This is a genomic window from Sphaerotilus sp., assembly GCF_013299175.1.
In the GTDB taxonomy this organism is placed as follows: domain Bacteria; phylum Pseudomonadota; class Gammaproteobacteria; order Burkholderiales; family Burkholderiaceae_C; genus Sphaerotilus.
Genome location: NZ_JAAFKF010000054.1, coordinates 1 through 25,696 on the forward strand (window position 1 = coordinate 1; position 25,696 = coordinate 25,696).

The 25,696-nt window shown below is 68.6% G+C and carries 19 protein-coding genes and 1 pseudogene; 13 read left to right on the forward strand and 7 right to left on the reverse strand.

Annotated elements, in window-relative coordinates; all coding sequences use genetic code 11:
* Positions 1–87: 87 nt before the first annotated feature.
* Entirely contained in the window at positions 88–1,179 is a 1,092-nt protein-coding gene (locus QZW52_RS10830; protein WP_293998450.1) for an aminoglycoside phosphotransferase family protein, read from the reverse strand.
* Positions 1,180–1,319: 140 nt separating this feature from the next.
* Here QZW52_RS10830 and QZW52_RS10835 point away from each other — a divergent pair, with 140 nt between their 5' ends.
* The 3 genes from QZW52_RS10835 to rsmA are packed head-to-tail and all read left to right on the forward strand — an operon-like array spanning position 1,320 to position 5,939.
* On the forward strand, positions 1,320–3,704 hold the full coding sequence (locus QZW52_RS10835; RefSeq protein ID WP_293998453.1) for an LPS-assembly protein LptD: 2,385 nt from the start codon (positions 1,320–1,322) through the stop codon (positions 3,702–3,704).
* Positions 3,701–5,080: a peptidylprolyl isomerase gene (locus tag QZW52_RS10840; RefSeq protein WP_293998456.1), complete on the forward strand. Its 1,380-nt coding sequence runs from the start codon at positions 3,701–3,703 to the stop codon at positions 5,078–5,080. The genes QZW52_RS10835 and QZW52_RS10840 overlap by 4 nt, the downstream gene beginning before the upstream one ends.
* Before the next feature lie 46 nt (positions 5,081–5,126).
* Entirely contained in the window at positions 5,127–5,939 is an 813-nt protein-coding gene (gene rsmA / locus QZW52_RS10845; RefSeq protein WP_293998459.1) for a 16S rRNA (adenine(1518)-N(6)/adenine(1519)-N(6))-dimethyltransferase RsmA, read from the forward strand.
* A 236-nt stretch (positions 5,940–6,175) separates the two neighbouring features.
* On the opposite strand, the gene QZW52_RS10850 is transcribed toward rsmA, so the two are convergent.
* The 3 genes and pseudogenes from QZW52_RS10850 to QZW52_RS10860 all read right to left on the reverse strand — a co-directional run.
* Complete coding sequence (locus QZW52_RS10850; RefSeq protein WP_293998461.1) at positions 6,176–6,613, reverse strand: barstar family protein; 438 nt, start codon at positions 6,611–6,613, stop codon at positions 6,176–6,178.
* A complete protein-coding gene (locus QZW52_RS10855; protein ID WP_293998491.1) occupies positions 6,610–6,936 on the reverse strand; it encodes a guanyl-specific ribonuclease in 327 nt (108 codons plus the stop codon). The genes QZW52_RS10850 and QZW52_RS10855 overlap by 4 nt, the downstream gene beginning before the upstream one ends.
* A 236-nt stretch (positions 6,937–7,172) precedes the next feature.
* Positions 7,173–9,470: pseudogene (locus tag QZW52_RS10860) on the reverse strand (NADP-dependent malic enzyme); the annotation flags it as partial.
* Between the two features lie 225 nt (positions 9,471–9,695).
* On the opposite strand from QZW52_RS10860, the gene QZW52_RS10865 reads away from it, so the two are divergent.
* From QZW52_RS10865 to QZW52_RS10890, 6 genes are all read left to right on the forward strand, one after another.
* Positions 9,696–11,768, forward strand: a complete 2,073-nt coding sequence (locus tag QZW52_RS10865; RefSeq protein WP_293998464.1) for a sensor histidine kinase — start codon at positions 9,696–9,698, stop codon at positions 11,766–11,768.
* A 151-nt stretch (positions 11,769–11,919) separates the two neighbouring features.
* Entirely contained in the window at positions 11,920–12,567 is a 648-nt protein-coding gene (locus QZW52_RS10870; RefSeq protein WP_293998466.1) for a response regulator transcription factor, read from the forward strand.
* 20 nt (positions 12,568–12,587) lie between these two features.
* Positions 12,588–13,604, forward strand: coding sequence for a thiamine-phosphate kinase (thiL, locus tag QZW52_RS10875; RefSeq protein ID WP_293998469.1), 1,017 nt, complete (start codon positions 12,588–12,590; stop codon positions 13,602–13,604).
* 17 nt (positions 13,605–13,621) lie between these two features.
* Positions 13,622–15,223, forward strand: a complete 1,602-nt coding sequence (locus tag QZW52_RS10880; RefSeq protein ID WP_293998471.1) for an Eco57I restriction-modification methylase domain-containing protein — start codon at positions 13,622–13,624, stop codon at positions 15,221–15,223.
* The gene (locus tag QZW52_RS10885; RefSeq protein WP_293998472.1) at positions 15,214–15,744 is read left to right on the forward strand and encodes a phosphatidylglycerophosphatase A family protein; all 531 of its coding nucleotides are present in this window, start codon (positions 15,214–15,216) and stop codon (positions 15,742–15,744) included. Before QZW52_RS10880 ends, QZW52_RS10885 begins: the two co-directional genes overlap by 10 nt.
* Positions 15,744–16,229 (forward strand): CinA family protein, encoded by a 486-nt coding sequence (locus QZW52_RS10890; protein WP_293998474.1) that lies wholly within the window; start codon positions 15,744–15,746, stop codon positions 16,227–16,229. Before QZW52_RS10885 ends, QZW52_RS10890 begins: the two co-directional genes overlap by 1 nt.
* A 27-nt stretch (positions 16,230–16,256) precedes the next feature.
* Here QZW52_RS10890 and QZW52_RS10895 read toward each other — a convergent pair whose 3' ends face one another.
* From QZW52_RS10895 to QZW52_RS10905, 3 genes are all read right to left on the reverse strand, one after another.
* A complete protein-coding gene (locus QZW52_RS10895) occupies positions 16,257–18,689 on the reverse strand; it encodes a putative bifunctional diguanylate cyclase/phosphodiesterase (protein ID WP_293998476.1) in 2,433 nt (810 codons plus the stop codon).
* Positions 18,690–18,833: 144 nt separating this feature from the next.
* Entirely contained in the window at positions 18,834–19,925 is a 1,092-nt protein-coding gene (gene holA / locus QZW52_RS10900) for a DNA polymerase III subunit delta (protein ID WP_293998477.1), read from the reverse strand.
* Positions 19,926–19,961: 36 nt separating this feature from the next.
* A complete protein-coding gene (locus QZW52_RS10905) occupies positions 19,962–20,405 on the reverse strand; it encodes a hypothetical protein (protein ID WP_293998478.1) in 444 nt (147 codons plus the stop codon).
* On the opposite strand from QZW52_RS10905, the gene QZW52_RS10910 reads away from it, so the two are divergent.
* The 4 genes from QZW52_RS10910 to QZW52_RS10925 all read left to right on the forward strand — a co-directional run bounded on the left by QZW52_RS10910 (position 20,404) and on the right by QZW52_RS10925 (position 25,588).
* Positions 20,404–21,096 (forward strand): hypothetical protein, encoded by a 693-nt coding sequence (locus QZW52_RS10910; RefSeq protein WP_293998480.1) that lies wholly within the window; start codon positions 20,404–20,406, stop codon positions 21,094–21,096. The two genes, QZW52_RS10905 and QZW52_RS10910, sit on opposite strands and share 2 nt — an antisense overlap.
* 4 nt (positions 21,097–21,100) lie before the next feature.
* Positions 21,101–23,323: an RHS repeat-associated core domain-containing protein gene (locus tag QZW52_RS10915; RefSeq protein ID WP_293998482.1), complete on the forward strand. Its 2,223-nt coding sequence runs from the start codon at positions 21,101–21,103 to the stop codon at positions 23,321–23,323.
* Complete coding sequence (locus QZW52_RS10920) at positions 23,320–23,709, forward strand: hypothetical protein (RefSeq protein WP_293998485.1); 390 nt, start codon at positions 23,320–23,322, stop codon at positions 23,707–23,709. Before QZW52_RS10915 ends, QZW52_RS10920 begins: the two co-directional genes overlap by 4 nt.
* A gap of 100 nt (positions 23,710–23,809) precedes the next feature.
* The gene (locus tag QZW52_RS10925) at positions 23,810–25,588 is read left to right on the forward strand and encodes an RHS repeat domain-containing protein (protein WP_293998488.1); all 1,779 of its coding nucleotides are present in this window, start codon (positions 23,810–23,812) and stop codon (positions 25,586–25,588) included.
* Positions 25,589–25,696: the final 108 nt, after the last annotated feature.

Genomic DNA, 25,696 nt, shown 5'->3' on the forward strand with positions numbered 1-25,696 from the left:
CCAGGAACATCGCCGCGCGCGGACATGCGCGTCTCGCAGGAGGAATCCCCGTCCTTTAGGGCGGGGAGGATGTCAACGGACCGTGGTTCAGAACGTGTAGCCCGTCTGGACCTCGACGTTCTCCAGCGCCTCCAGCAGCCGCGACAGCGGGCGCAGCACCGAGTAGCGCGATGCCACGCGGTAGGCGTTGCGCCAGACCAGCGGGATGTCCTTGAGGTAGCCGTCCTTGCCGTCGCGGTGGTGGAGCCGCGAGAAGATGCCCAGCACCTTCAGGTGGCGCTGCAGCCCCATCCACTCGTAGTCGCGCCAGAAGGTGCCGAAGTCGTCGGCGACCGGCAGACCCGCCTTGCGCGCCCGCTCCCAGTAGCGCACGGCCCAGTCGATCTGGATGGATTCGTCCCACTCGATGTAGGCGTCCCGCAGCAGCGAGACCACGTCATACGTCACCGGACCCCACACCGCGTCCTGGAAATCGAGCACGCCGGGCGTGGCCGGATCGGCGCCGACCATCAGGTTGCGGCTGTGAAAATCGCGGTGGACCAGCACGCTGGGCTGCGCTTCGCACACGCGGACGATGGTCTGCAGCGCCTCTTCGAGCATCTGCTGCTGCGTGCTGTCGAGGGTGAACTGGCGGTGGCGGGCGATGTACCACGCGGGGAAGAGGTCGAGTTCGCGGCGCAGCAGCGCGGCGTCGTAGGCGGGTACCTGTCCCTGTGCCGGGATCGTCTGCAAGCGGATCAGCGCGTCGAGCGCGCCCTGGTAGTGCGCGTCGGCAATCTTCAGGCCGGCGGTGGTGCGGAAATCCTGCGCCTGCAGTTCGGCCAGCAGGGTGCGCTCGCCCAGATCAGACAACAGCAGGAAGCCCTGTGCCTCGTCCCACGCCAGCACCTCGGGCGCGTTCAATCCACCCTGGCGCAGCAGGCCGGCGATCTGGACGAACGGCTGGCTGTCCTCGCGGTCAGGCGGCGCGTCCATGACGATGCGCGCGGACCCGCCGCGGGTGCTGTCGATGCGGAAGTAGCGCCGGAAGCTCGCGTCGGCGCTGGCCGGGCGCAGGCTGTCGGGGCGCAGTCCGTGGGCATCGGCCTGCGCGGCCAGCCAGAGGTCGAAGGCGGCGCGGCGCTGGTCGTCGGGCCAGTGGATGGAGGTCGGGGCGTCAGCAGGGGTCACGGGGGCCATCTCGGAGCATGAAATAATCGATCGATTCTAGCGAGCTGCCCCCCGCGGGCACCCCACCGCCTTCCGTGCCGAACCGCCCTGTCCCTGCCGACATCCACCGCTCCCGGTCGCGCCGAGCCTGCCCGCTGACGCCGAGGCTGGTGCCCCTGCTGTTGTGGACGGCCGCACTGGCACTGGCGCCGACCGCTGCCGCCGCCCAGTCCTGCCCGGCCAAGGCGCCCGAGTGGGCCACGCAGGGTCTGCGGCTGCCGGTGGTCGAGGGGGAAGCCGGCGGACCCGACGACGACCGCATCCACCTGGAAGCCGACCACCTCAGCGGCCAGACCGGCGAGTCGCTGATCGCTGACGGCCGCGCCCAGTTGCGCCGCGGGCTGCTGACCCTGCAGGCCGAACACCTCGAATACCGCCAGCGCGACGACCGCGTCAAGGCGTCCGGGCAGGTGCTGCTGGTGCGCGGCGAGGACCGCTACCAGGGTAGCGAACTGACGCTGAATACCGAGCACCAGGAAGGGTATTTTCTGGAGCCGCGCTTCTTTCTGGGCCGCAACCAGGCGGGCGGCCGGGCCGAGCGGGTGGACTTCATCGGCAAGAACCGCATGGTGGTGCGCGGCGCGGCCTACAGCAGTTGCGAGCTGGTCGATGGCGAGACGACGCCGTGGGTGTTGACGACCCGGCGCGTGCGGCTGGATTTCGACGCCAACGAGGGTGTGGCCGAAGGGGCGGTGCTGCGCTTCTACGGCGTGCCGATCCTGGCGGCGCCGGTGCTGAGCTTCCCGGTGACGGATGCGCGCAAGTCGGGCTGGCTGCCGCCGCTGATCACCACGTCGAGCAACACCGGCTTCGGGCTGTCGGTCCCGTACTACTGGAACATCGCGCCGGACCTGGACGCCACTGTCACCCCCACGCTGCTGACCAAGCGCGGCGCGGGCGTGGAGGGCGAACTCCGCTACCTGCGCGAACGCTGGCGCGGCGAGGTCAACGGGGTCTGGCTGCCCCGCGATCTGGCCGCCGACCGCAGCCGCTGGGCCACACGGTGGACGCAGCAAGGCGATCTGCCCAGCGGCGTGCGCTACGACTGGCACGCGCTGCGCGTGTCGGACGACAACTACTGGAAGGACGGCTTGCGCGGCGCCGAGTCGCTCACGCCGCGGCTGCTGTCGAGCACCGCCCAGACCCGGCAGCGCCGCCTGCTTGCCGTGCAGGGGCTGGGCGAGGTGGAGCAGCAACTCTATGCGCGGCTGCAACAGTGGCAGGTGCTGCAGGACACGGGCACGGGCAACCAGATCGATGCCCCCTACCAGCGCACCCCGCAGCTCGGCGCCCTGTGGAACAACCGGGGAGGGCCATTGCAGTGGTCGCTGCAGACCGAGTTCAACCACTTCACCCATACCGACGCCAGCCGCCTGACCGGCAGCCGCCTGCACGCGCTCGGCCAGGTGGCCTGGCCGCTGGGCGACGAAGGCTGGCGCCTCACGCCGCGCGCCAGCTTCAACGCCGCCGGCTACGCGGTGGACCACCCGCTGACCGACGGCCGCACGCGCGCCGGGCGGATCATCCCGAGCTTCAGCCTGGACAGCGCCTGGTCGCTCGACCGCGAGACCCGCGGCTTCGACCGTGCCCTGACCCAGACGCTGGAGCCGCGGCTGCTCTACGCCTACACGCCGTGGCGCGACCAGTCGGCATTGCCCAACTTCGACAGCGCAGCATTGGATTTCAACGCGACCACGGTGTTCTCGGACAACGTGTTCTCGGGCGTGGACCGCGTCTCCGATGCCCACCAGATCACGGGCGGCCTGACCACCCGCTATCTGGATCAGCGCAGCGGCGCCGAGCTGGCGCGGCTCGGTGTCGCCCAACGCTACCGGCTCGGCGACCAGCGCCTCACCGCCGACGGCGAAGCGGCCACGAGCCGCTTCTCGGACGTGCTGGTGCAAGGCTCGCTGACGGCCATTCCACGCTGGACGCTGGACAGCTCGCTGCAGTTCAACACCGACGCCGACCGGGTGGTCCGCACCATCACCAGCGTGCGCTACTCCCCCGGCCCGCTGCGCACGCTCTACGCCAGCCACCGCCTCAAGCGCGGCGTCAGCGAGCAGCTTGCGCTGGGTTGGCAGTGGCCGATCGACGGCCTGCTGGCGCCGGTCCAACGCCTCTTCGACCGTGACACGCCCACCGCAGGCCCGGTGGCGGCACAGCGCAGTGCCTCGTCCTGCGACGGCCGGCTCTACGGCGTCGGCGCACTCGACTACAGCCTCAGGGACCGGCGCATCAGCGGCGCCATCGTCGGCTTCGAATACGATGCAGGCTGCTGGATCGGCCGTGTGGTGGCCCGGCGCCAGTCCACCAGCCTGCAAGCGGCCTCGACCCAGTTGATGCTGCAACTGGAGCTGGTGGGACTGTCCCGGCTGGGCACCAACCCGCTGGCGGTCTTGAAGGACAATATCCCTGGCTATCAGTTGCTGCGCGACCCACGGGCCGCGGCCGTCCACCCAACCGCCTCCGGCGGCGACACAGACACCCCATGACCGAGCTGCTGACCCTGCCCCTTGGCGCGCTTGCACCGCGCGCCGCTTCCACCCCCGCGCCGCGCCGCCGTCCGTCGCTGGCCACGCTGCTGTGGTCGCTGCTGGCGGCCAGCCTGCTGTGCGGCCCGCTCGGCGCCTCGGCGCAGGCGGCCCGGCGCAGCGGCGATTACATCGTTGCCGTGGTCAACCAGGAACTCGTCACCAACAGCGAAGTGCAGCAGCGCCTGCAACGCGCCGAGCAGGAAGCCGCCAGCAACAACACCCGGCTGCCCGACCGTGACACGCTGATGCGCGAGTTGCTCGACCAGTTGATCGACGAACGCGCCCAGCTCGGCGCCGCCCGTGACAGCGGCGTGCGCGTGGACGAGGCCGAGATCGACCGGGCCGTCACCAACGTCGCCGCGCAGAACAAGATCACCGTGGTGCAACTGCGCGAGCGCCTGCGCACCGAGGGCATGGAGTTCGCCCGCTTCCGCAACAGCCTGCGCGACCAGATCCTGCTGGAGCGCATCCGCGAGCGCGAAGTGCAGGGCCGCATCCGCATCAACGACGCCGACATCGAAGCCTGGCTGGCCGAGCAGCGCCAGAAGAACGGCGCGGCCACCGAATACAACATTGCCCAGATCCTGCTGTCGGTGCCGGAGAACGCCACGCCTGCGGTGGTCACCCAGCGCCGCCAGCAAGGGGTGGCCTTGCTGCAGCGGCTGCGTGGGGGCGAGGATTTCGCCACGCTGGTGCGCGAGGCGTCCGACGCGGGCAAGGACCGTGGCGGTGAACTCGGCCTGCGCCGTGCCGACAAGCTGCCCGACCTGTTCATCGAGGCGGTCGGTCCGCTGCGGGTGGGCGAGGTGGCGCCGCAGGTGCTGCGCTCGGGTGCAGGCTTCCATGTGCTCAAGCTGGTCGAGCGCCGTGAAGCCGCGCTGACGGTGTCGCAGCAGCATGGACGCCACATCCTGCTGCGCCCCGGCCCGAAGCTGACGCAGGACGCGGCCATCCGCCGTCTGGCCGGCTACAAGCGCCAGATCGAGGCCGGCACTGCCAAGTTCGAAGACCTCGCCCGCCAGCACTCGGAAGACGGCAGCGCGGCCAATGGTGGCGACCTCGGCTGGGCGTCTCCCGGCCAGTTCGTCCCGGAGTTCGAGCAGGCGATGCTGGCGCTGCGGCCGGGATCGGTGGCCGATCCGCTGGTGTCGCGCTTCGGTGTCCACCTGATCCAGTTGCTGGAGCGCCGCGACCAGCGTCTGGAGCCACGCGAGCAGCGCGACATGGCCCGCACCGCCCTGCGCGAGCAGAAGGCCGAAGATGCCTACACGGAATGGGCCCGCGAGCTGCGCGCCCGCGCCTATGTCGAGCTGCGCGATCCGCCCGGCCAGTGATCTCCCCGTTTTCACGCGCGTTTGCGTTTCCACGAGTCCTCCCCCTTTGAAACACATTCCCCGCAAGCGTTTCGGCCAGCATTTCCTCACCGACGGCGCCGTGCTCTCGGCCATCGTGCGGGCCATCGATCCACGACCCGGCGAGGCGGTGGTCGAGATCGGCCCCGGCATGGGCGCGATGACCGATCCGATCGTCGAATGCTGCGAACACCTGACGGTGGTCGAACTCGACCGCGATCTGGCCGCCCGGCTGCGCAAGCGGCCCGAGCTGACGGTGATCGAGTCCGACGTGCTGAAGGTCGATTTCCGCGAAGTCGCCCGCCTCGCCCGCGCCACCTACGGCGAAGCGCACAAGCTGCGCGTGGTCGGCAACCTGCCGTACAACATCTCCAGCCCGATCCTGTTCCACCTGCTCGACTTCGTCGATGTGGTGGAGGACCAGCACTTCATGCTGCAGAAGGAGGTCGTCGAGCGCATGGCCGCTTCGCCGGGCAAGAAGGACTTCGGCCGGCTGTCGGTGATGCTGCAGTGGCGCTATGACATCGAGTCGCTGATCGATGTGCCGCCAGAGTGCTTCGATCCGCCGCCGCGCGTGGATTCGGCCGTCGTGCGGATGACGCCGCTGCAGCACCCGCCGGCGGTGGACGTGGCGCTGCTGAGCGAGCTGGTGGCGGTGGCGTTCTCGCAGCGCCGCAAGATGCTGCGCAACACGCTCGGCCACTGGCTGAACGAGCGTTGCGGCGAGGATGTGCCGGTGTTCGATCTGCAGCGGCGGGCCGAGGAGGTGCCGGTGGCAGACTACGTGGCGCTGGTGACGGCCGTCGGCCTGCGTGACGCCGCGAAGAAGACGGCACCATGAAACAAGCCCGCACAGGGCGGGCTTGTCGTGGTTGTCAGGGACGCTGTGGCGTGCGGCTGTCGGCGTCTGTCTTCATGCCGCGGCCGCGAGGGCCGAGGTGTCGAAGGCACTGCTCATCAGTGGCATGTGCGGCGCGAAGGCCGGTGCAGCGTTCTTGCTCGGTTTCGGTGGCGGCTTCACAGGTTCCGCCGGGGCTCCATCAGCCCGCTCCCATTGCCCTTGGTCCTGGGAGCGGGCTACTGAAAAGAATAGAAACATCGGAAGGGGATCTTCCGTTCTCCCCAGTAGTCGGCGGCATCGCGGAACACGTCCAGCAGTTGCTCGCGCGCCTCGCGGTCGAACTTGGCGTTGTCCGGCAACTGCTCCAGCACCACGACGAAACCCGCCTGCGCACCCGACTTGTTGACCAGATCGGTCATGCAGTCGTGGAGCGCGTCGAGGTTCTTGCCGAAGTGGCCCGGGAACAGGAACGCCTTGGCAATCGACTCCAGCACTTCCGGTTTGGAAGACGCTTCGGCCAGATTGGCGTAGAGAAAGTGGTGGCCCAGGTCTTGGGCCGCCGACATGAGGTCGTCCACTCGGAAGGCGCGGATGGCCTGCACGATGTTCGGACGCACGGTCTGCATAAGCATGGTGGATGGTCCCTTAGGGCTCTCGATCCTCGTCGAAGTCACGGTGCGATGCGGCGAAAGCTCGCGTAGTGGTCTTGCGTGTAAAAACAAACGTCCGGGGTCGTCGGCTCGCGCCCGCCGCAGATGATGCGCCGCGCTCCCCGGTCCCGCGATCCTGCCGTCGGGACGGTATATTCTCTGTAGTATCCTCGGCGCTCCCGCGGCAGCAGCCGCTCCCGGTTGCCGAACACCGTGCCGTCCTTGTCCGGGTACCGGAACGGGCCTCCGGTCAGGATTCGCCTATGGGTGTCGGCGGCTTCTGGTGGAAGTTCGGAGAGTCGGGCCACCGTGTCGAGGTCGCCCCGTGCGAACACGGACTGCGGCATCCCCAGCCCAGCGCCCAGAAAAACGGCGACCAGTACCGCCAGTGCCATCCTTTTGACCAGATTTAACACGGGTTTTCCTGAATTCTGAAGGGGGCGATGGTACCGAATCAGGGCGCCAAGCTCAAGCGTTTGCCTCAATTTTCAGCAGAACATCAGGGCCATCCGCGCAAGTAAGCGGGTACGAACTCCCGGTGGAGGCCCTGCAGTGCCGACTCGGGCCGGCACTGGGGGCATTTTCAGCGCACCGCGTTGGCGTCGGCCACGGTCAGCGCCGTCATGTTGACGATGCGCCGCACCGTCGCCGACGGGGTCAGCACATGCACCGGCTTGGCCGCGCCCAGCAGCACGGGCCCGATGGCGATGCCACCCCCGGCGGTCGTCTTCAGCAGGTTGTAGCTGATGTTGGCCGCGTCGATGTTGGGCAGCACCAGCAGGTTGGCCTCGCCCGTGAGCGTGCTGCGCGGCATCATTTCGGCGCGGTAGTGGGGGTCCAGCGCGGTGTCGCCATGCATCTCGCCGTCCACCTCCAGCCACGGCGCCTGTTCGCGCAGCAGCGCCAGCGTGTTGCGCATCTTCACCGCCGACGGCTCGTTGCTTGACCCGAAGTTCGAGTGCGAGAGCAGTGCCGCCTTGGGCTTCAGGCCAAAGCGGCGCATCTCCTCGGCCGCCAGGATCGTGATCTCGCAGAGCTGCTCGGCAGTCGGGTCGTAGTTGACGTGGGTATCGACCAGGAAGATCTGGCGGCCCGGCAGCACCAGCCCGTTCATGCAGGCGTAGGTGTTGACGCCCTTGCGCCGGCCGATGACCTGGTCGATGTACTTCAGGTGGTACGAGGTCGAACTCCAGGTGCCGCAGATCATGCCGTCCACCTCGCCGGTGTGCAGCAGCATCGACGCGATCAGCGTCAGGCGCCGGCGCATCTCGATCTTGGCGAGCTGCTCGGTCACGCCCTGGCGGTCCGTCATCGCGTGGTACAGCTCCCAGTAGTGGCGGTAGCGGGCGTCGTCGTCGATGTTGACGATCGCGTAGTCGCGGCCTTCTTCCAGACGCAGCCCCAGCTTGACGATGCGGGTGCGGATGACGTTGCCACGCCCGACCAGCACGGGATAGGCCAGACCTTCATCCACCACGACCTGCACGGCCCGCAGCACACGGCGGTCTTCGCCCTCGGCATAGGCGACACGCCGCGCCTTGGCGCGCTTGGCCACGGCGTAGATCGGCTTCATCACCGTGCCGGCCGCGTAGACGAACGCGCGCAGCTTCTCGACATAGGCGTCCATGTCGGCGATCGGGCGGGCTGCCACGCCGCACTCGGCTGCCGCACGGGCCACCGCCGGCGCGATCTGCATCATCAGGCGCGGATCGAAAGGCTTCGGGATCAGGTACTCCGGCCCGAACGACAGCGTCGCACCCCCGTAAGCCGCTGCGACCACGTCGTTCTGCTCCGCCTGCGCCAGCTCGGCGATGGCGCGCACCGCGGCGATCTCCATCTCGTCGGTGATCGTGGTCGCGCCACAGTCCAGCGCGCCGCGGAAGATGTAGGGAAAACACAGGACGTTGTTGACCTGGTTCGGGTAGTCGGTGCGGCCGGTGGCCATGATCGCATCGTCGCGCACCGCCTTGACCTCCTCCGGCATGATCTCCGGCGTCGGGTTGGCCAGCGCGAAGATCAGCGGATTCGCCGCCATCGTCGCCACCATGTCGGCCTTGAGCACGCCGCCCGCCGACAGCCCGAGGAAGATGTCCGCGCCGGCGATGGCCTCGCGCAGTGTGCGCTGCTCGGTGACTTGGGCGAACTCGGCCTTGTCCGGGTCCATCAGCTCGGTGCGGCCCTGGTAGACGACGCCGACCAGGTCCGTCACCCAGATGTTCTCCCGCGGCAGGCCCATCTTGACCAGCAGGTTCAGGCAGGCCAGCGCCGCCGCCCCCGCGCCCGACGAGACCAGCTTGACCCGCTTCATGTCCTTGCCGATGACCTTCAGTCCATTGAGCAACGCTGCGCCGACAACGATGGCCGTGCCGTGCTGGTCGTCGTGGAACACGGGGATCTTCATGCGCTCGCGCAGCTTGCGCTCGACGTAGAAGCAGTCCGGCGCCTTGATGTCTTCGAGGTTGATGCCGCCGAAGGTCGGCTCCAGCGACGCGATGATGTCCACCAGCTTGTCCACGTCGTTCTCGGCGATCTCCAGGTCGAACACGTCGATGCCGGCGAACTTCTTGAACAGCACCGCCTTGCCCTCCATCACCGGCTTGGATGCCAGCGGGCCGATGTTGCCCAGGCCCAGCACCGCGGTGCCATTGGTGACCACCGCGACGAGGTTGCCGCGCGAGGTGTAGCGGAAGGCGTTCGCCGGGTCATCGACGATCTCCTCACAGGCCGCGGCCACCCCCGGCGAGTACGCCAGCGCCAAGTCACGCTGGTTGACGAGCTGCTTGGTCGGCGCGATGGCGATCTTGCCGGGCGTCGGGAACTCGTGGTATTCGAGTGCGGCGCGGCGCAGTTCGGCTTGCTTCTGTTCAGAGGTGGTCATGGGCGTGGGCGTGGGCGTGGACGGGTCGGATCGTCAGAATGGCGAAAGGAAGGCGGAAGGGCTGGCGATTGTAGGAAGGGGACAGTCCCTGTGCGCACGGGTGGCTACCCTATCGCGGCATGGAGCCATGCGTGTCCGGCATGGGTGGACATGGTCGGCGTGAACCCGGCCCCTGTCATGCGCGAAACTGCGTAGCGCCCGGTGGGCCCGGCGCTCGATACTGCCGCCATGTCTGCCGTCCCGCCGCCGCCCCCCTCGTCGCCCACCGCCCTGTCCGCGCTGCTGGCCAACGTCTCGCGGCGCTGGCAGGGCGCGCCGCTGTGGGCCGCGCTGGTTGCCCTGGTGGTCACGGTCCAGGCGGCCCTGCTCTGGCTCACCTGGCAGCAGGAACAGAGCAAGCGCCAGGAAGACACCGAAACCGCGGCCCTGGCGATCGCGGCCGACGTGCGCCAGCGCCTGCTCGACGACGCACAGGCCCTGCAGCGGCTGCTCTGGGAGCAGGGCCGGCCAACCGCCTGGCGCCCGCAGGCGGAGCAACTCCTGCGCGAGCGGCCCGAACTGCTGCGCATCGAGCGGCGCGGCCTGGGGTTTTCCGTGGACGAAGTGGTCGCCTCGGCCGCCTACCCGGCGCAGTTCCAGACCATCCCGCGCGAGGGCATGTCGGTCGATGCCGAAATCGCCTGCGCCACCGCCCGCCGTTTTGCCTCGCCAGCCTACTCGCGCACCTACTTCCTGCCCAACCCGAACGGTCTGGGGCTGGAGGTGGTCGATCTGTGCCTCCCGCTGGTCCAGACGGCGGGCGCCACCGACGCCGTGGTGGTGACGCTGGCGCTGTCGGACCTGCTGCAGGTGGCGATTCCGGCGGAGGTGGTGCGCCGCCACGAGGTGTTGCTGGTCGAGGCCGACGGCACGCGGCTGGCCCGGCTGGGTGCGCGGCGCGGCGCTGGCGTGTACATCGCCGACCGGTTGATCGACGTGTCGGGCTTCACCGCGGTGCTGCGGCTGGACAGCTTGCAGGGCGTGCCGCGGCTGATCCCGAACCTGAGCGCGGCGCTGGTGGTGCTGCTGTCGGTGGCGCTGGGCGTCGTGATCCTGCTGCTGGTGCATGACGTGCGGCGGCGCTCGGTGGCCGAACAGGCGCTGGCCGAGGCGCTGACCTTCCGCAAGGCGATGGAAGATTCGCTCGTCACCGGCCTGCGTGCCCGCACCACGGATGGCCGCATCACCTACGTCAACCCCGCCTTCTGCAAAATGGTCGGCCACGACGCCGACACGCTGCTGCAGGCCGAGACCCCCCCCTACTGGCCGCCCGAGATGGCCGCGCTCTACACCGAGCGCCAGCACGAACGCAACGCCGGCAACGCCCCGCCCCGCGAGGGCCACGAAACCGTGTTCATGCGCCGCAACGGCGAACGCTTCCCGGTGCTGATTTTCGAGGCACCGCTGGTCGATGCCCGCGGCCGGCCCGGCGGCTGGATGAGCACCGTGCTCGACATCAGCGCCCAGCGCCGCATGGAAGAACTCTCGCGCCAGCAGCAGGACAAGCTCCAGGCCGCGGCCCGGCTGGCGACGATGGGCGAGATGGCCACGCTGCTCAGCCATGAACTCAACCAGCCGCTGGCCGCCATCGCCAGCTACGCCACCGGCAGCCTCAACCTCATGCCCGAGACCCCGGACGACCCACCCGCCGACCTTGGCACCCAGTTGATGATCCGCCAGGCCGTCGCCCGCATCGCCGAACAGGCCGAACGCGCCGGTCGCGTGATCCGCAGCGTCCACCAGTTCGTGCGCCGGCGCGAGCGGCTGCGCGAGAACGTGCGTGCCGGGGAGCTGATCGAGGCCGTGCTGCCGCTGGTGCGCCTGACCGCGCGGCGCAGCCACACCCGGATCGAACTCGACATCCCCGAGCCGCCGCCGCGGGTGTCCTGCGACCGGACGATGGTGGAGCAGGTGCTGCTGAACCTCGCCCGCAACGGCATCCAGGCCATGGAAGCGGACGAGGCCCTGCCGCTGAACCAGCGCACGCTGCGGCTGGAGGTGGTCCAGACCAGCGAACGCTGGGTCACGTTCCGGCTGATCGACCACGGCCCCGGCATCCCCGAGGCGGTGGCGCGCCAGCTCTTCACGCCGTTTTTCAGCACCAAGCCCGAAGGCATGGGCATCGGGCTGGCGATGTGCCGCACCGTGATCGAGCAGCACGGCGGCGCGCTCGACTTCAGCCCCGGACCCGCTGGCCGCGGCACGGCATTCCGGTTTACGCTCCCGTCTTCGTCCCAGCCCTCCACGAGTTCCGCACCATGAGTTCCGCCCCATGATCGAGCAGCACGGCGGCGCGCTCGACTTCAGCCCCGGACCCGCTGGCCGCGGCACGGCATTCCGGTTTACGCTCCCGTCTTCGTCCCAGCCCTCCACGAGTTCCGCACCATGAGTTCCGCCCCATGAGTTCCGCCCCATGACCGCACGCGTCCAGGCCCAGCACGGCACCGTCTTTGTCATCGATGACGAGGAAGTCCTGCGCGACGCGCTGTCGTGGCTGCTGCGCTCGCGCCGGCTGCTGCCGCGCGCCTATGCGTCGGCCGACGACTTCTGGGCCGCCATCGAACAGCACGATGTGCGCCCGGACTCGCCCGCCTGCGTGCTGCTGGACATGCGGATGCCCGGCATGAACGGCATGGCGCTGTTCGAGCGGCTCATCGAGCGCGGCTGGCTCGACCTGCTGCCGGTGATTTTCCTGACCGGGCACGCCGACGTGGCCACGGCGGTGATGGCGGTCAAGCGCGGCGCCTTCGATTTTGTGGAGAAACCGTTCTCGGACAATGCGCTGGTGGACCGCGTGGTCGAAGCCCTGGGCCGCAGCGCCGACGCCATCGCCCGGTTGCAGGAGCGCGACGGCCTGCGCCGGCACCTGGCCGAGCTGACCGAGCGCGAGCTGGAGGTGATGCGCCTGGTGATCGCCGGGCGCGCCAACAAGCAGATCGCCGACACGCTCGACATCAGCGTGCGCACCGTGGAGGTCCACCGCGCACGGGTGTTCGACAAGATGGACGTGAAATCGGCGGTCGAGCTGGCCAATGTGCTGCGCGGCGCCGGACTGGAATGACACAACGCCCCGCCGCCCCCATGTCCCTCGGAGAATTCGACCTCATCGCCCGCCACTTCACGCGCCCCGCCCGGCGCAACCCGCTCGGCGTCGGCGACGACTGCGCGCTGATCGCCCCCGCCCCCGGGATGCAGCTCGCGGTGTCGAGCGACATGCTGGTGGAGGGCCGGCACTTCCTGTCCACCGTCGCGCCCGAGCGGCTCGGCCACAAGGCGCTGGCGGTGAACCTGTCGGATCTGGCCGCGTGTGGCGCGAAGCCGCTGGCCTACACGCTGGCGCTGGCCTTGCCGCGGGCCGATGACACCTTCCTGGCCGGACTGGCGCGGGGTCTGCACGCGCTGGCGGATCGGCACGACCTCGACCTCGTCGGCGGCGACACCACCGCCGGGCCGCTGAACCTGTGCCTCACCATCTTCGGCGAGGTGCCGCCCGGTGCCGCCTTGCTGCGCAGCGGAGCGCGGGCAGGCGACGAACTCTGGGTCAGCCACCCGCTGGGCGAGGACGAACCGGGCTGGCTCGGCGACGCAAGGTTGGCACTGGAGGTGTTCCGCGGCACGGTGGGGTTGCGCGTGCCGGGCGAGGCGTTCGACCGCCTGCGGCTGGCGATGGAATGCCCCGAGCCGCGCGTGGCCCTCGGGCTGGCGCTGCGCGGCGTGGCGACGAGCGCGATCGACGTGTCGGACGGGCTGCTCGGTGACTTGCAGCATGTGCTGCGCCGCTCGGGTGCCCAGTGCCAGCCACACGGCCAGCCGCTGGGCGTGGTGATCGACGCCGACACCCTGCCGCGCAGCCCGCTGATGTCCACGCAGACCGAGGCCGTGCAGCACGAATGCCTGCTCGCGGGTGGCGATGACTACGAACTGCTGTTCACCGCCGCGCCCGCCGACCACGACCGCGTGCGCGAGGCCGGCCAGCGCAGCGGCACCGGCGTGCGCCGCATCGGCCGCCTCACCGCCAGCGGTGGCACGGTGGTGGTCGGCCGCGACGGTCAGCGGCTGGCGACGCCGTGGGCTTCCTTTGACCACTTTGCTGCCTGAACACCCTGAACACGCCCATGCCCGTCAACCTCGACAAAGCAGAGCGCCTGGAGATTCAGGTCCGGCTTGATGCGCAGAAAACCCAGGCCGACCGCAACAAGCTCGGTCAGTTCGCCACGCCGACCCCACTGGCCCGCGACATCCTGGCGCACGGCCTGTCGCTGTTGCCAGAGCACACGGCCGTGCGCTTCCTGGATCCCGCCATCGGCACGGGCGCCTTCTTTGCGGCGCTGCAGTCCATGGGGTCGGCACGGGTGATGGCCTCGGCCACTGGCGTTGAAATCGACCCGCACTACGGCGTGCCCGCCAAGGCGCTGTGGTCCGGCACGGCACTCGACTACCAGATCGCCGACTTCACTCGTCTGACACCCCCTGCCGACCGCCACCAGCGAGCGAACCTCCTGATCTGCAATCCCCCCTATGTTCGCCACCATCACCTGGAAACTACGGAAAAAAACCGCTTGCGAGCACGCGCCAAGGAAATCGCTCGCATCGATCTGAGCGGGCTGGCGGGTCTGTATTGCCATTTCATGGCACTCGCACATCCCTGGATGGACGACGGCGCCATCGCCGGCTGGCTCATTCCGAGCGAGTTCATGGATGTCAATTACGGGAGCGCGTTGAAGGACTATCTGCTGCGCGAAGTCACGCTGCTGCACATCCATCGCTTCGACCCCGACAACGTTCAATTCGAGGACGCGCTGGTGTCTTCGGCCGTGGTCTGGTTCCGCAAGGAAACACCGCCGACGGGCCACCATGTCCGGTTTTCGTATGGGGGTTCGCTGACAGCACCGGTGCTGGTGAAGTCGATCGCCGCCACGGACCTGCAGGCAGCGCCCAAGTGGACGCGCTTTCCGTCGCGTGACCCGGCAGCCGAGCACAGCGGCTGGCGGCTGGCGGACCTCTTTGCCATTCGGCGCGGCATTGCCACGGGCGGCAATCACTTCTTCATCCTGCCCGAAGCGCACGCCAGGGCGCTCGGCCTGCCTGCCCGCTTCCTGCGCCCTGTATTGCCCGGCACCAAGCACATCCCCGGCGATGAAATCCTCGCGGATGCCTCGGGCATGCCACTGCTGTCGAAGCGGCTGTATCTGCTGGACTGCCCCCTGCCCGAAGAGGACATCCGACGTGATTACCCGCGCTTGTGGACGTACCTGCAAACCGGGGCCGACACCGTGGCAAAAGCCTACCTCTGCCAGCACCGGAAACATTGGTATGCGCAGGAGCAGCGCCCCCCGGCCCCCATCGTCTGCACCTACCTCGGCCGCAGCGACACGGGTCGGCCGTTCCGCTTCCTGCTCAATCACTCGCAAGCGACCGCGACCAACGTGTTCCTGATGCTGTACCCGCACCCCGTGCTGGCCCGACAGATGGCCTTGGACCCATCGGTCATGCGCCGTGTGTGGGGCGCGCTCAATGCCATCCGGCCCGAGACGCTGACAGGCGAGGGGCGGGTGTACGGTGGCGGGCTGCACAAGCTGGAGCCGAAGGAGCTGGCCAACGTGCCTGCCGATGACCTGGCCGCCCTGGTCGGCCTGCCCCGCAAAACAGCGCCAGCCGGCCAACCCTCGCACCAGCTTTCGCTCCTCCAAGACCAAGAGGATTTCACATGGGCCTGACCACGACCCGCATCGGCTGGCGCTTCCTGCTGCGCCACCCCGCCCATTTCATCGCCCTCGGGGGCGGCAGCGGCCTGAGTCCGATCGCGCCGGGCACGGCCGGCACGCTGTGGGCCTGGGTGGCGTTCGCGGTGCTGAACGTCTGGCTGGACAGCGCAGGCTGGGCCTGGGTGCTGCTGGGCGGTTTCTTCGTCGGGTGGTGGGCCTGCACGGTGGCGGCCGACCACGCCGGCATCGCCGATCCGGGCTTCATCGTCTGGGACGAGGTGCTGGCGTTCTGGCTCATCCTGTGGGTGCTGACGCCGGCGAGCCTGACGCTGCAGGTGATCGCCTTCGCGCTATTCCGCTACTTCGACGCCGCCAAGCCGGGGCCGGTGCGCTGGGCGGACCAGCATTTCAAGGGCGGCGGCTGGCGCGGGGGATTCGGGATCTTGTTCGATGACCTCGTGGCGGCAGGGTTGACGCTGTTCACCCTCGCCGTCGGTGTGGCACTGCTGCGTTTTGTCCAGGGAGTCACCTGATGTCCACTGTCCATGCACTCGCCGATCTGCTGCGTCCCCTCGGCTGGCACCTGGCCACCGCCGAGAGCTGCACTGGCGGCATGATCGCCGCCGCCTGCACCGATCTGGCCGGATCGAGCGACTGGTTCGACCGCGGTTTCGTCACCTACAGCAACGAAGCCAAGTCCGAGATGCTCGGCGTGGACTCGGCGCTGATCACCAGCGACGGCGCGGTGAGCGAATCAGTCGCTCGGGCGATGGCCGCGGGGGCGCAGCGCGAGGCGGGGGTCGAAGCCGCTGTGGCCGTCACCGGGATCGCCGGGCCGGGTGGGGGCAGTGCGGTCAAACCGGTCGGCACCGTCTGGTTCGCCTGGGCACTGCCGGGCTGGGTCTGGGCCGAATGCCGGCACTTCGAGGGCGACCGCGCCGCCGTGCGCAGCCAGACCCGCGACCATGCGCTGGCGGTGCTGGTGTCGGCGCTGCAGGCGATGCCGGGCACGGGGTAGGTCCGGCCCCGGCCGGTTCAGCGCCCCTCAGAGCATCTGCGCGAAATCGGTATCGACGTGCAGTGCCTCGTGGCCCGGTGCCCGCCAGTGGCGCAGCCAGCCGAGGAACTCGTCGGCCGGCATCGGGCGGCCGATGCCGTAGCCCTGGCCCTCGTCGCAACCCAGCCGCGCCAGCAGCGCCCACGCCTTGTCGGTCTCCACCCCTTCCGCCACCACCGTCAACCCCAGGTTGTGCGCCAGCCCGATGGTGGACTGCACGATGCGTGCGTCGTCCAGGTCGCGGGCCATGTTGGTGACGAAGCTGCGGTCGATCTTCAGCTCGTCCACTGGCAGCCGCTTCAGGTAGGCCAGCGACGAGTAGCCGGTCCCGAAGTCGTCGATCGACAGGTGGACACCCAGCGCGTGCAGCTTCTGCAGCGTCTGCAACGCCCGTGCCGGGTCGTCCATGATCGCGCTCTCGGTGATCTCCAGGCACAGGCGCGCCGCCGAGACACGGTGCCCGTCGAGCAGCGCGCGCACACGGGTCGTCAGCTCGGGATCGAGCAGGTCGCGGGTCGAGAGGTTGATGCTGAGTTTCATCACCTGGCCCGCCTCCTGCCACTGCTGCAGCACCTGCACGCCCGCATCGAGCATCCAGGCGGTGATCTGGCGGATGAAGCCGGTCTGCTCGGCAAACGGGATGAACTCCATCGGCGGCACCAGCCCGCGCTGTGGATGCTGCCAGCGCACCAGGGCCTCACCGCCCAGCACACGGCCGGTCTTCAGATCGACCTTGGGCTGGACATACAACCGCAGCTCATCCCGTTCGATCGCCTGGCGCAGCTCGCTCAGCAGCGACAGCGAGGTGCTGCTGCGCGTGTCCATCGACGTGTCGTAGACCAGTACACCCAACTGGCGGCGCTTGGCCGCGTACATCGCCACCTCGACCAGCCCCAGCAGTGTCTCCGGTGCATCGGCATGGTCGGGTGCGAACGCGATGCCCACGCTCGCACTGAGGTCGATGGTGTGGTCATCCAGCCGCAGGGGCGCATCGAGCAGTCCCAGCAGCCTGCGTGCCACCTCGCGGGCCTGTTCGACGCCCTGGCCATGCAGCACCAGGCCAAACTCGTCGCCACCCAGTCGGGCCAGCACCATGCCCGCGCCGCTGCAGCAAACGACCAGCCGCTGCGCCACCTCGCACAGCAGCCGGTCGCCGAGCGGGTGGCCGAGCGCGTCGTTGACATGCTTGAAGCGGTCCAGGTCGAGCATCATCACTGTCAGGGGCGCCACCACGCCGGCCGCATCGGGCTGCAGCCGTGTACGCAGCACATCGACGAACTGGGCGCGGTTGGGCAGCTCCGTCAGCGCATCCCAGTAAGCCAGCCGTCCGACGGCATGGGCGCGTTGCTGCACGGCTTGGCGGGCCGATTCGAACGTCCGCGCCAGTTGCACCAGTTCCGCGCCCACCACCCGTCCATCGGGGATGCGCACCGGCGTGTCGTCATCGGTGCGGCCCAGCCGCTCCGCCGCGCGTTGCAGCCCGCGGATCGGTTGGCCCAGGCACCGCGCCAGCACCACCGCGCCCACCCCGAACACCAGGAGGCCGACCGCCGCGAGCCACCGCAGTGCAGACTGCAGCCGCTCGAACGGCGCGACAACCTCCTCCACCGACCGCGCCAGCACCAGCCGCAGCGGCGGTGCCACGCTGCCATCGGACACCCCCGTATCGAGCACGAACTCGCCACTGCGCCAGCCCTCGTCCGACTCGTGCAGCGCACCCGCACCCACCTGCGTGAAGGTGGACAGCAATGGGCGTGCAGGCGATGCGTTGAACACCACGGCCCCGCGCAGCGCGGTGAGGGCGGTGAGCTGCTGCAGCACCGAGCGGTCCAGCTCGGTGCCCACCAGCACCCAGCCCACCGTGCGCGGTGCCTTCACCGGCACGGCCACGAGCTGGTAGGGGAGGCCGTCGATCAGCGTCAGGCGCGGACTGGGTGCCGCCGGGACATGGCCGGTGCCGACCACCGTCGCCAGGCGCGCCATCGGCAGCAGTGCCGCCACCCGGTCCACTGGCAGTCCGGCCGATGCCACCGGACGCCAGGCCGCATCGGTGTAGACGACCAGCGTGGCGCCGATGCGCCGACCGTGGCTCTCCAGCGCACTGCCCAGCGTGGCCAGGTCGCGGCTGTTCAAGGCGGTGCGCAATCCCGTGTCGGCCGCGAGCAGCGCCGCTGCTTCGGTCAGACGCTCGGCGCGCTGCTCCAGCAGCCGGGTGAACACGCGCTGACCGGCCTGCAGCTCGCGGTCGATCGCGTGCGCGGCGTTCTGGTCCACCGTGCCGTGGACCAGCACCAGGCCGATCCCCTGGACCAGCGCCAGCACCAGCACGAAGGGCCACACCATGCGCCGCTCCAGCCCGCTCAGGCTGAGCCTCCACGGCACCCGGCCACCGAGGCGGCGCACGGCTCGGAACATGTTCATCCTCGCTCTCCAGACCGATCCACCCGCCGGTCTGTGGCGGCGGGAACGTGGCGGAAGGATGGCGTGGGCGTCAGGTCGCCGAAGAGCGGAAAACTGCCCCAAACGCGCCCTAGCTGTGCGGGGCCCGTGGATGGACGGTGGTTCTCAGCCGGTCAGCGCCAGCCGCGGCCCCTTGCGCTGCACGGCCTGCACCGTCAGCAGCACCAGCCGCCGCAGCGCCGCCCACGGCTCGGCCGGCCACAGCGGATCGGGCACGCCCTTGACGATGCCGTCCACCGTGTGCGCGGCAGCGATCAGCGTGGTGAGCGTTGCGGCATCGAGCTGCGGCACCACGCGCTCGAACAGCTTTTCCTTCACGCCCCAGACCCGCGCGTCCCGCAGCGCCAGCGGCAGCGGCTTGCCTTGCAGCGTGGCCGCGTGGACGCGCTGCAGCCCGCGCAGGTCGTCGGCCAGGGTCCAGTGGACCAGCACCGCCGCCTCGCCCTCGGCCTCCAGCCCGTCGAGCATGCGCAGCGCCCGCGCCACCTGCCCCGACAGCACCGCCTCGCCCAGCTTGAACACGTCGTAGCGCGCCACGTTCAGCACAGCGGACTCGATCTGTACCTGCGTCAGCACGGTCGGTGCGCCACGCGGGTCGGCCGGCGCGTGCAGCAGTGCGAGCTTGCTGATCTCCTGGTGCGCGGCGAGCAGGTTGCCCTCGATGCGGTCGGCGAAGAAAGCCAGCGCGTGCTGCCCCGCCTCGCCGTCCTCGATGCGCAGCCCCTGCGCCGCCAGACGCTGCGCGATCCACTGCGGCAGGGCGCGGCGTTCCACGGGGTCGATGCGCAGGCTCAGGCCGGCGCCGTCGAGCGCCGTGAACCACGCGCTGGTCTGCTGCGTGCGGTCGAGCCTGGGCAGCAGGATGAGGGTCAGGTTGTCGCCGGACAGCGTCTGCACATAGCGTTGCAGCGCCTCCGAGCCATCCTTGCCCGGCTTGCCCGAGGGGATGCGGATCTCGATCACGCGGCGGTCGGCGAACAGGCTCAGGGCGCTGGCCTCGCCCAGCAGGCCGGACCAGTCGAAGTGGGCACCGGCGACAGTGTGGACGCTGCGCTCGCTGTAGCCTGCGGCGCGGGCGGCGGCGCGGATCGCGTCAGCCGCCTCCTGCGCCAGCAGCGGCTCGTCACCGTGGACCACGTAGAGCGGGCGCAGACCCTTGGCTAGGGCGGCGGGGAGTTGGTCGGCGCGGAGTTGCATGGCGGCGCGAGTGTAGCAACGGGGGGCGTGGGGGTCTCAGTTTGTCCAATGCGAAACGATCACCGCCACCCCCAGAGACTGCGCCCCCGCCGCCGGCCGAGCCTGCAACAACTGCCAGCGTGCAGGCGCATCCGACCCCGGCACTTCCTGCCGATTCAGTGCCTCCAGATACGCAAACAGTGCCTCTTTCTCCTTGAAATCCACCTGCACTTGCACCTTGCCCGTGCGGGTATCGAGTTCCACGAACGAGGGCGTCGCTCCGGGCACCATGATCCGCTCCATCTGGGTCAGCGCCTCGGCGGTCGCAAACTCGCCTTCCAGCAGCGCACGACGGGCCTCAGCGTCATAGGGCGGAAGCACCCACGGCGCGGAGGCTTGCGGTGCGGGTGCCGGCGCCGCTTCCCATGCCCGTGCCTGGGTTTGCAGGGTGACCACCTCGGCTTTCAGTGCCCGAAGTGCCTGCAACTTCAACCCCAGCATGACCAGTGCCGCCAGCAAACCCAGCCCCACCGCCCCCAACGATTGCCAAGCCCACCTGCTGTGCCGGCAGGTCGAGCAGGAGACGACGGATGCGTCATGCAGTCTTGGCTTTGCGGCGGGGCTGCCAGCGCGTGCCATCGTGCGGGAGCAGAAGTGGACCTACAACGCGTTCGGTCAGATCCTCACGCACGACGGTCCCCGCACCGATGTGGCCGACATCACCACGTACACCTACTACAGCGACACCGTCGCCGACCACACCCTGGGCGACCTCAAGAGCGTCACCAATGCGGCGGGCAAGGTGGTCAACTACACCCAGTACAACAAGCACGGACAGGTGCTGAGCATGACTGATGCGAACGGGGTGGTGACGGCGTACACCTACGACCTGCGGCAGCGGCTTAAATCCGTGGCCGTCGGGGGGCAGCTCACCCAGTACGACTACGACCTGGCCGGGCAGCTCAAGAAGGTGACGCAGCCCGATGGCAGCACGGTCGGGTATGACTACGACGACGCGCATCGGCTGACGGCGGTGTACGACAACCTGGGCAACCGGATCGACTACGTGCTGGACAACGCGGGCAATCGCAAGGAGGAGAAGGTCACGGACCCCGGGGGCATGCTCAAGCGCAAGCTGGCGCGGGTGATCGACGCGCTGGGCCGGGTGCAGCAGACGACGAGCGGGGAGTGACGTGATGAGCACGAAGAGATGGATCAGTGCGGGGTTGGTGGGTGGTGTGCTGCTTTCGGCGGGGCTGGCTGGGGCGCAAGGCTTGCCGGCGGTGCCGAAGTCCCCGGCGGCGGCGGTGAAGCACGAGTACGACGCGGAGGGCAATGTCACGCGCACGGTGGTGGCCCCGGGGGTGGCGGGGTTCGACCTGGCGACCGGGTACACCTACGACGCGCTGCAGCGGCGGGTGCTGAGCACGGACGCCAAGTCCGGCGTGACCTCGCTGCAGTACAACGGGCAGGACCAGCTCACCCGGGTGATCGATCCCCGCACGCTGGTGACCACCACCCCTCGCAACGGGCTGGGCGACGTGACGCAGGTGGGGAGTCCGGACACGGGCACCGCCTCGCAGAGCTACGACGCCGCAGGCAACGTGACGCGCCGGGTGGACAGCCGCGGGGTGATCGCGACGCCGGTCTACGACGCGCTGAACCGGCTGACGCAGGTGGTGTACAGCCAGACGGGCAAGCCCAGCGAGGCGATGGGCTGGATGTATGACCAGACGGGCGCGGGCTTCGCCTACGGGGTGGGGAGGCTGACGACGGCCACGCACTCGGCCGGGTCGAGCACCTACCAGTACGACGCGCAGGGCCGCCTGACGGTGGAGTCCCAGAGCCTGAACGCGCAGGCCGGGGCCAATGCGGCGGTGGTGACCAAGACGGCGAGCTACGGCTACGACGCGGCGGGACACCTGATCAGCATCATGTACCCATCGAACCGCCGGGTGGACTTCACCTACACCGGCGGCGTGCTCAGCGCCATCGGGTTTCCTGCCACACCGCGGGTAGCGGCCGTTGTGCTGCTGACGAACGTGCAGTGGGAGCCGTTCGGCGCGGCCCGGAGCTGGCAGTGGGTGCTGGCCGGCGGGGCGCTGCAGCCCCACGAGCGGGTCTTCGACAGCGCAGGGCGGCTCGTGCGCTACCGGCTCGGCCCGGTCGTGCGTGACCTGAGCTACGACGCGGCAGACCGCATCAAGGCGTTCGACCACTACGATACGGCCAGCGGGACACCCATGCCGAGCCTGCGCCAGGGCTTCGACCACGACGGGCTCGGCCGGCTCACCCAGGTCTCCGCCAACGCCACCACCTGGAGCTTCAGCTACGACGCCAACGGCAACCGCACGGGGGTGCTGATCAACGGGGTGGCCCAGGGCTACGCGGTCGATCCCGCCAGCAACCGGCTCGCGGGCCTGAGCAACCCCGCCTCCACGCTGACCCCGGACGCCATGGGCAACACGCTGGCCGACTCGGGCAAGGGCTACACCGCCACCTTCAACCTCGCCGGGCGCATGAGCACGCTCACCCGGGCCGGCCTCTCCACCAGCTACACCTACGACGGGCAGGGCCGGCGGCTGCGGAAGGCTTCCTCCTCAGGGACCGTGATCTTCGTCCATGACCCGGCCGGGCACCTGCTGGGCGAGTACGACGGGACGGGTGCGGCCCTGCGCGAGTACGTCTGGATGGGCGACACCCCGGTGGCAATGTTCACCCCCGGGGCCACGGCCACGGCGCCGCCGCTGGTGTACTACCTGCACAGCGACCACCTGGACACGCCCCGGGTGGCCGTGGACACGAGTGGGAAACTGCGTTGGCGGTGGATGGCCGAGCCGTTTGGCAACACGGCCCCGGAGACCAACCCCGCCGGGCTGGGCGCCTTCACCCAGAACCTCCGGTTCCCGGGGCAGTATGCCGACGCAGAATCGGGCTTGTTCTACAACGGCTTCCGCGACTACGATCCCGCCACCGGGCGATACACGCAGTCCGATCCCATCGGGCTTCAAGGGGGCATCAATACCTACTCCTACGTCTCGGGAAATCCGCTGCGATATGCAGATCCAGCAGGACTATGCCCAATGTGTCTTATCCTCCCATTTGTGGGGGGAGGCGTCACACTCGCAGATATTGGAGTTGGCATAGGTATCGGTGGTTCCTTAATTGGCTTGGACAAGATATTCAATAAGCCAGGAAAAACACCTAATAGTGGGGAGCCAGATTCTTGCCACGTTAATCCTGGTAGTGGGCAGGAGCGCAAGTACGGGAAAGATAGCAAGCCCGAATATGATATTGACTGGGATCATGATCATGGCCAAGGTAGTCCTCATGGACACAATTGGGATGGAGGCAAGCGGGATCATGGATGGCCAATATCGTCTTGGCCTCGCGGCAGAACTCCGTGGAGAAACCCATGACTTTTGTTGAGCATCAATCTGTAGCGGCAATTTTTGATATTCATGCACAAGATAAATTCATGGAATTAGCTGCGGTCATGCCAGTGTGGGCTATTGAAAGTCCGGATAATTCGCGGGCAATTGCGGACGCAAGACAACTGCATCAACTTCAACTGACAATTTTTTTTGTGCAGCCGGGTGAGCTACTGATTGATATGTGCTCCCGGATTCTGCTTAACATAGACGAGCATCATCATTGCGATAAATTTTATTTATATGGAATTTCTGAGAATGATGTTGATCCATTTATTTTAACCGAGCTGCAAGTCCGAGAAGTAAAGCGGACAGAGTACGGCTGTCAATTAATCCGGTCTGTTTGTACATCTTCGGAGTCAGGTGAGTCATAAAATAATCTAAAAGAAATCAAAAAATGCATAAAGCGCAAGCTGGCGCGGGTGATCGACGCGCTGGGCCGGGTGCAGCAGACGACGAGCGGGGAGTGACGTGATGAGCACGAAGAGATGGATCAGTGCGGGGTTGGTGGGTGGTGTGCTGCTTTCGGCGGGGCTGGCTGGGGCGCAAGGCTTGCCGGCGGTGCCGAAGTCCCCGGCGGCGGCGGTGAAGCACGAGTACGACGCGGAGGGCAATGTCACGCGCACGGTGGTGGCCCCGGGGGTGGCGGGGTTCGACCTGGCGACCGGGTACACCTACGACGCGCTGCAGCGGCGGGTGCTGAGCACGGACGCCAAGTCCGGCGTGACCTCGCTGCAGTACAACGGGCAGGACCAGCTCACCCGGGTGATCGATCCCCGCACGCTGGTGACCACCACCCCTCGCAACGGGCTGGGCGACGTGACGCAGGTGGGGAGTCCGGACACGGGCACCGCCTCGCAGAGCTACGACGCCGCAGGCAACGTGACGCGCCGGGTGGACAGCCGCGGGGTGATCGCGACGCCGGTCTACGACGCGCTGAACCGGCTGACGCAGGTGGTGTACAGCCAGACGGGCAAGCCCAGCGAGGCGATGGGCTGGATGTATGACCAGACGGGCGCGGGCTTCGCCTACGGGGTGGGGAGGCTGACGACGGCCACGCACTCGGCCGGGTCGAGCACCTACCAGTACGACGCGCAGGGCCGCCTGACGGTGGAGTCCCAGAGCCTGAACGCGCAGGCCGGGGCCAATGCGGCGGTGGTGACCAAGACGGCGAGCTACGGCTACGACGCGGCGGGACACCTGATCAGCATCATGTACCCATCGAACCGCCGGGTGGACTTCACCTACACCGGCGGCGTGCTCAGCGCCATCGGGTTTCCTGCCACACCGCGGGTAGCGGCCGTTGTGCTGCTGACGAACGTGCAGTGGGAGCCGTTCGGCGCGGCCCGGAGCTGGCAGTGGGTGCTGGCCGGCGGGGCGCTGCAGCCCCACGAGCGGGTCTTCGACAGCGCAGGGCGGCTCGTGCGCTACCGGCTCGGCCCGGTCGTGCGTGACCTGAGCTACGACGCGGCAGACCGCATCAAGGCGTTCGACCACTACGATACGGCCAGCGGGACACCCATGCCGAGCCTGCGCCAGGGCTTCGACCACGACGGGCTCGGCCGGCTCACCCAGGTCTCCGCCAACGCCACCACCTGGAGCTTCAGCTACGACGCCAACGGCAACCGCACGGGGGTGCTGATCAACGGGGTGGCCCAGGGCTACGCGGTCGATCCCGCCAGCAACCGGCTCGCGGGCCTGAGCAACCCCGCCTCCACGCTGACCCCGGACGCCATGGGCAACACGCTGGCCGACTCGGGCAAGGGCTACACCGCCACCTTCAACCTCGCCGGGCGCATGAGCACGCTCACCCGGGCCGGCCTCTCCACCAGCTACACCTACGACGGGCAGGGCCGGCGGCTGCGGAAGGCTTCCTCCTCAGGGACCGTGATCTTCGTCCATGACCCGGCCGGGCACCTGCTGGGCGAGTACGACGGGACGGGTGCGGCCCTGCGCGAGTACGTCTGGATGGGCGACACCCCGGTGGCGATGTTCACCCCGGGGGCCACCGCGACTGCGGCTCCGCTGGTGTACTACCTGCACAGCGATCACCTGGACACGCCACGGGTCGCCTTGGACACCAGCGGGCGGCTGCGCTGGCGGTGGATCGCCGAGCCGTTCGGCACCACCGCCCCCGAGACCAACCCCTCCGGGCTGGGCAGCTTCACGCAGAACCTCCGGTTCCCGGGGCAGTATGCGGACGCAGAGTCCGGCCTGTTCTACAACGGCTTCCGCCAGGGCGATCGCATCTAAATTCTGACCATCCCCAAGACCGTCTCCAGGTAGTCCAGATCCCACCCGGCGGTGCGCCGCTTGCCCTGAATGCCTAGCTTGAGGGTCTTGTCTTGCTTGATTTGCGTC

What these genes read in the sequence shown, in the direction of transcription:
- QZW52_RS10830 (WP_293998450.1), bottom strand. Translation starts at nt 1,179, where the DNA reads ATGGCCCCCGTGACCCCTGCTGACGCCCCGACCTCCATCCACTGGCCC.
- QZW52_RS10840 (WP_293998456.1), top strand. Translation starts at nt 3,701, where the DNA reads ATGACCGAGCTGCTGACCCTGCCCCTTGGCGCGCTTGCACCGCGCGCC.
- QZW52_RS10855 (WP_293998491.1), bottom strand. Translation starts at nt 6,936, where the DNA reads ATGCCGCAGTCCGTGTTCGCACGGGGCGACCTCGACACGGTGGCCCGA.
- QZW52_RS10865 (WP_293998464.1), top strand. Translation starts at nt 9,696, where the DNA reads ATGTCTGCCGTCCCGCCGCCGCCCCCCTCGTCGCCCACCGCCCTGTCC.
- QZW52_RS10870 (WP_293998466.1), top strand. Translation starts at nt 11,920, where the DNA reads ATGACCGCACGCGTCCAGGCCCAGCACGGCACCGTCTTTGTCATCGAT.
- thiL (WP_293998469.1), top strand. Translation starts at nt 12,588, where the DNA reads ATGTCCCTCGGAGAATTCGACCTCATCGCCCGCCACTTCACGCGCCCC.
- QZW52_RS10880 (WP_293998471.1), top strand. Translation starts at nt 13,622, where the DNA reads ATGCCCGTCAACCTCGACAAAGCAGAGCGCCTGGAGATTCAGGTCCGG.
- QZW52_RS10885 (WP_293998472.1), top strand. Translation starts at nt 15,214, where the DNA reads ATGGGCCTGACCACGACCCGCATCGGCTGGCGCTTCCTGCTGCGCCAC.
- QZW52_RS10890 (WP_293998474.1), top strand. Translation starts at nt 15,744, where the DNA reads ATGTCCACTGTCCATGCACTCGCCGATCTGCTGCGTCCCCTCGGCTGG.
- QZW52_RS10895 (WP_293998476.1), bottom strand. Translation starts at nt 18,689, where the DNA reads ATGAACATGTTCCGAGCCGTGCGCCGCCTCGGTGGCCGGGTGCCGTGG.
- holA (WP_293998477.1), bottom strand. Translation starts at nt 19,925, where the DNA reads ATGCAACTCCGCGCCGACCAACTCCCCGCCGCCCTAGCCAAGGGTCTG.
- QZW52_RS10910 (WP_293998480.1), top strand. Translation starts at nt 20,404, where the DNA reads ATGACCAGTGCCGCCAGCAAACCCAGCCCCACCGCCCCCAACGATTGC.
- QZW52_RS10905 (WP_293998478.1), bottom strand. Translation starts at nt 20,405, where the DNA reads ATGCTGGGGTTGAAGTTGCAGGCACTTCGGGCACTGAAAGCCGAGGTG.
- QZW52_RS10915 (WP_293998482.1), top strand. Translation starts at nt 21,101, where the DNA reads ATGAGCACGAAGAGATGGATCAGTGCGGGGTTGGTGGGTGGTGTGCTG.
- QZW52_RS10920 (WP_293998485.1), top strand. Translation starts at nt 23,320, where the DNA reads ATGACTTTTGTTGAGCATCAATCTGTAGCGGCAATTTTTGATATTCAT.
- QZW52_RS10925 (WP_293998488.1), top strand. Translation starts at nt 23,810, where the DNA reads ATGAGCACGAAGAGATGGATCAGTGCGGGGTTGGTGGGTGGTGTGCTG.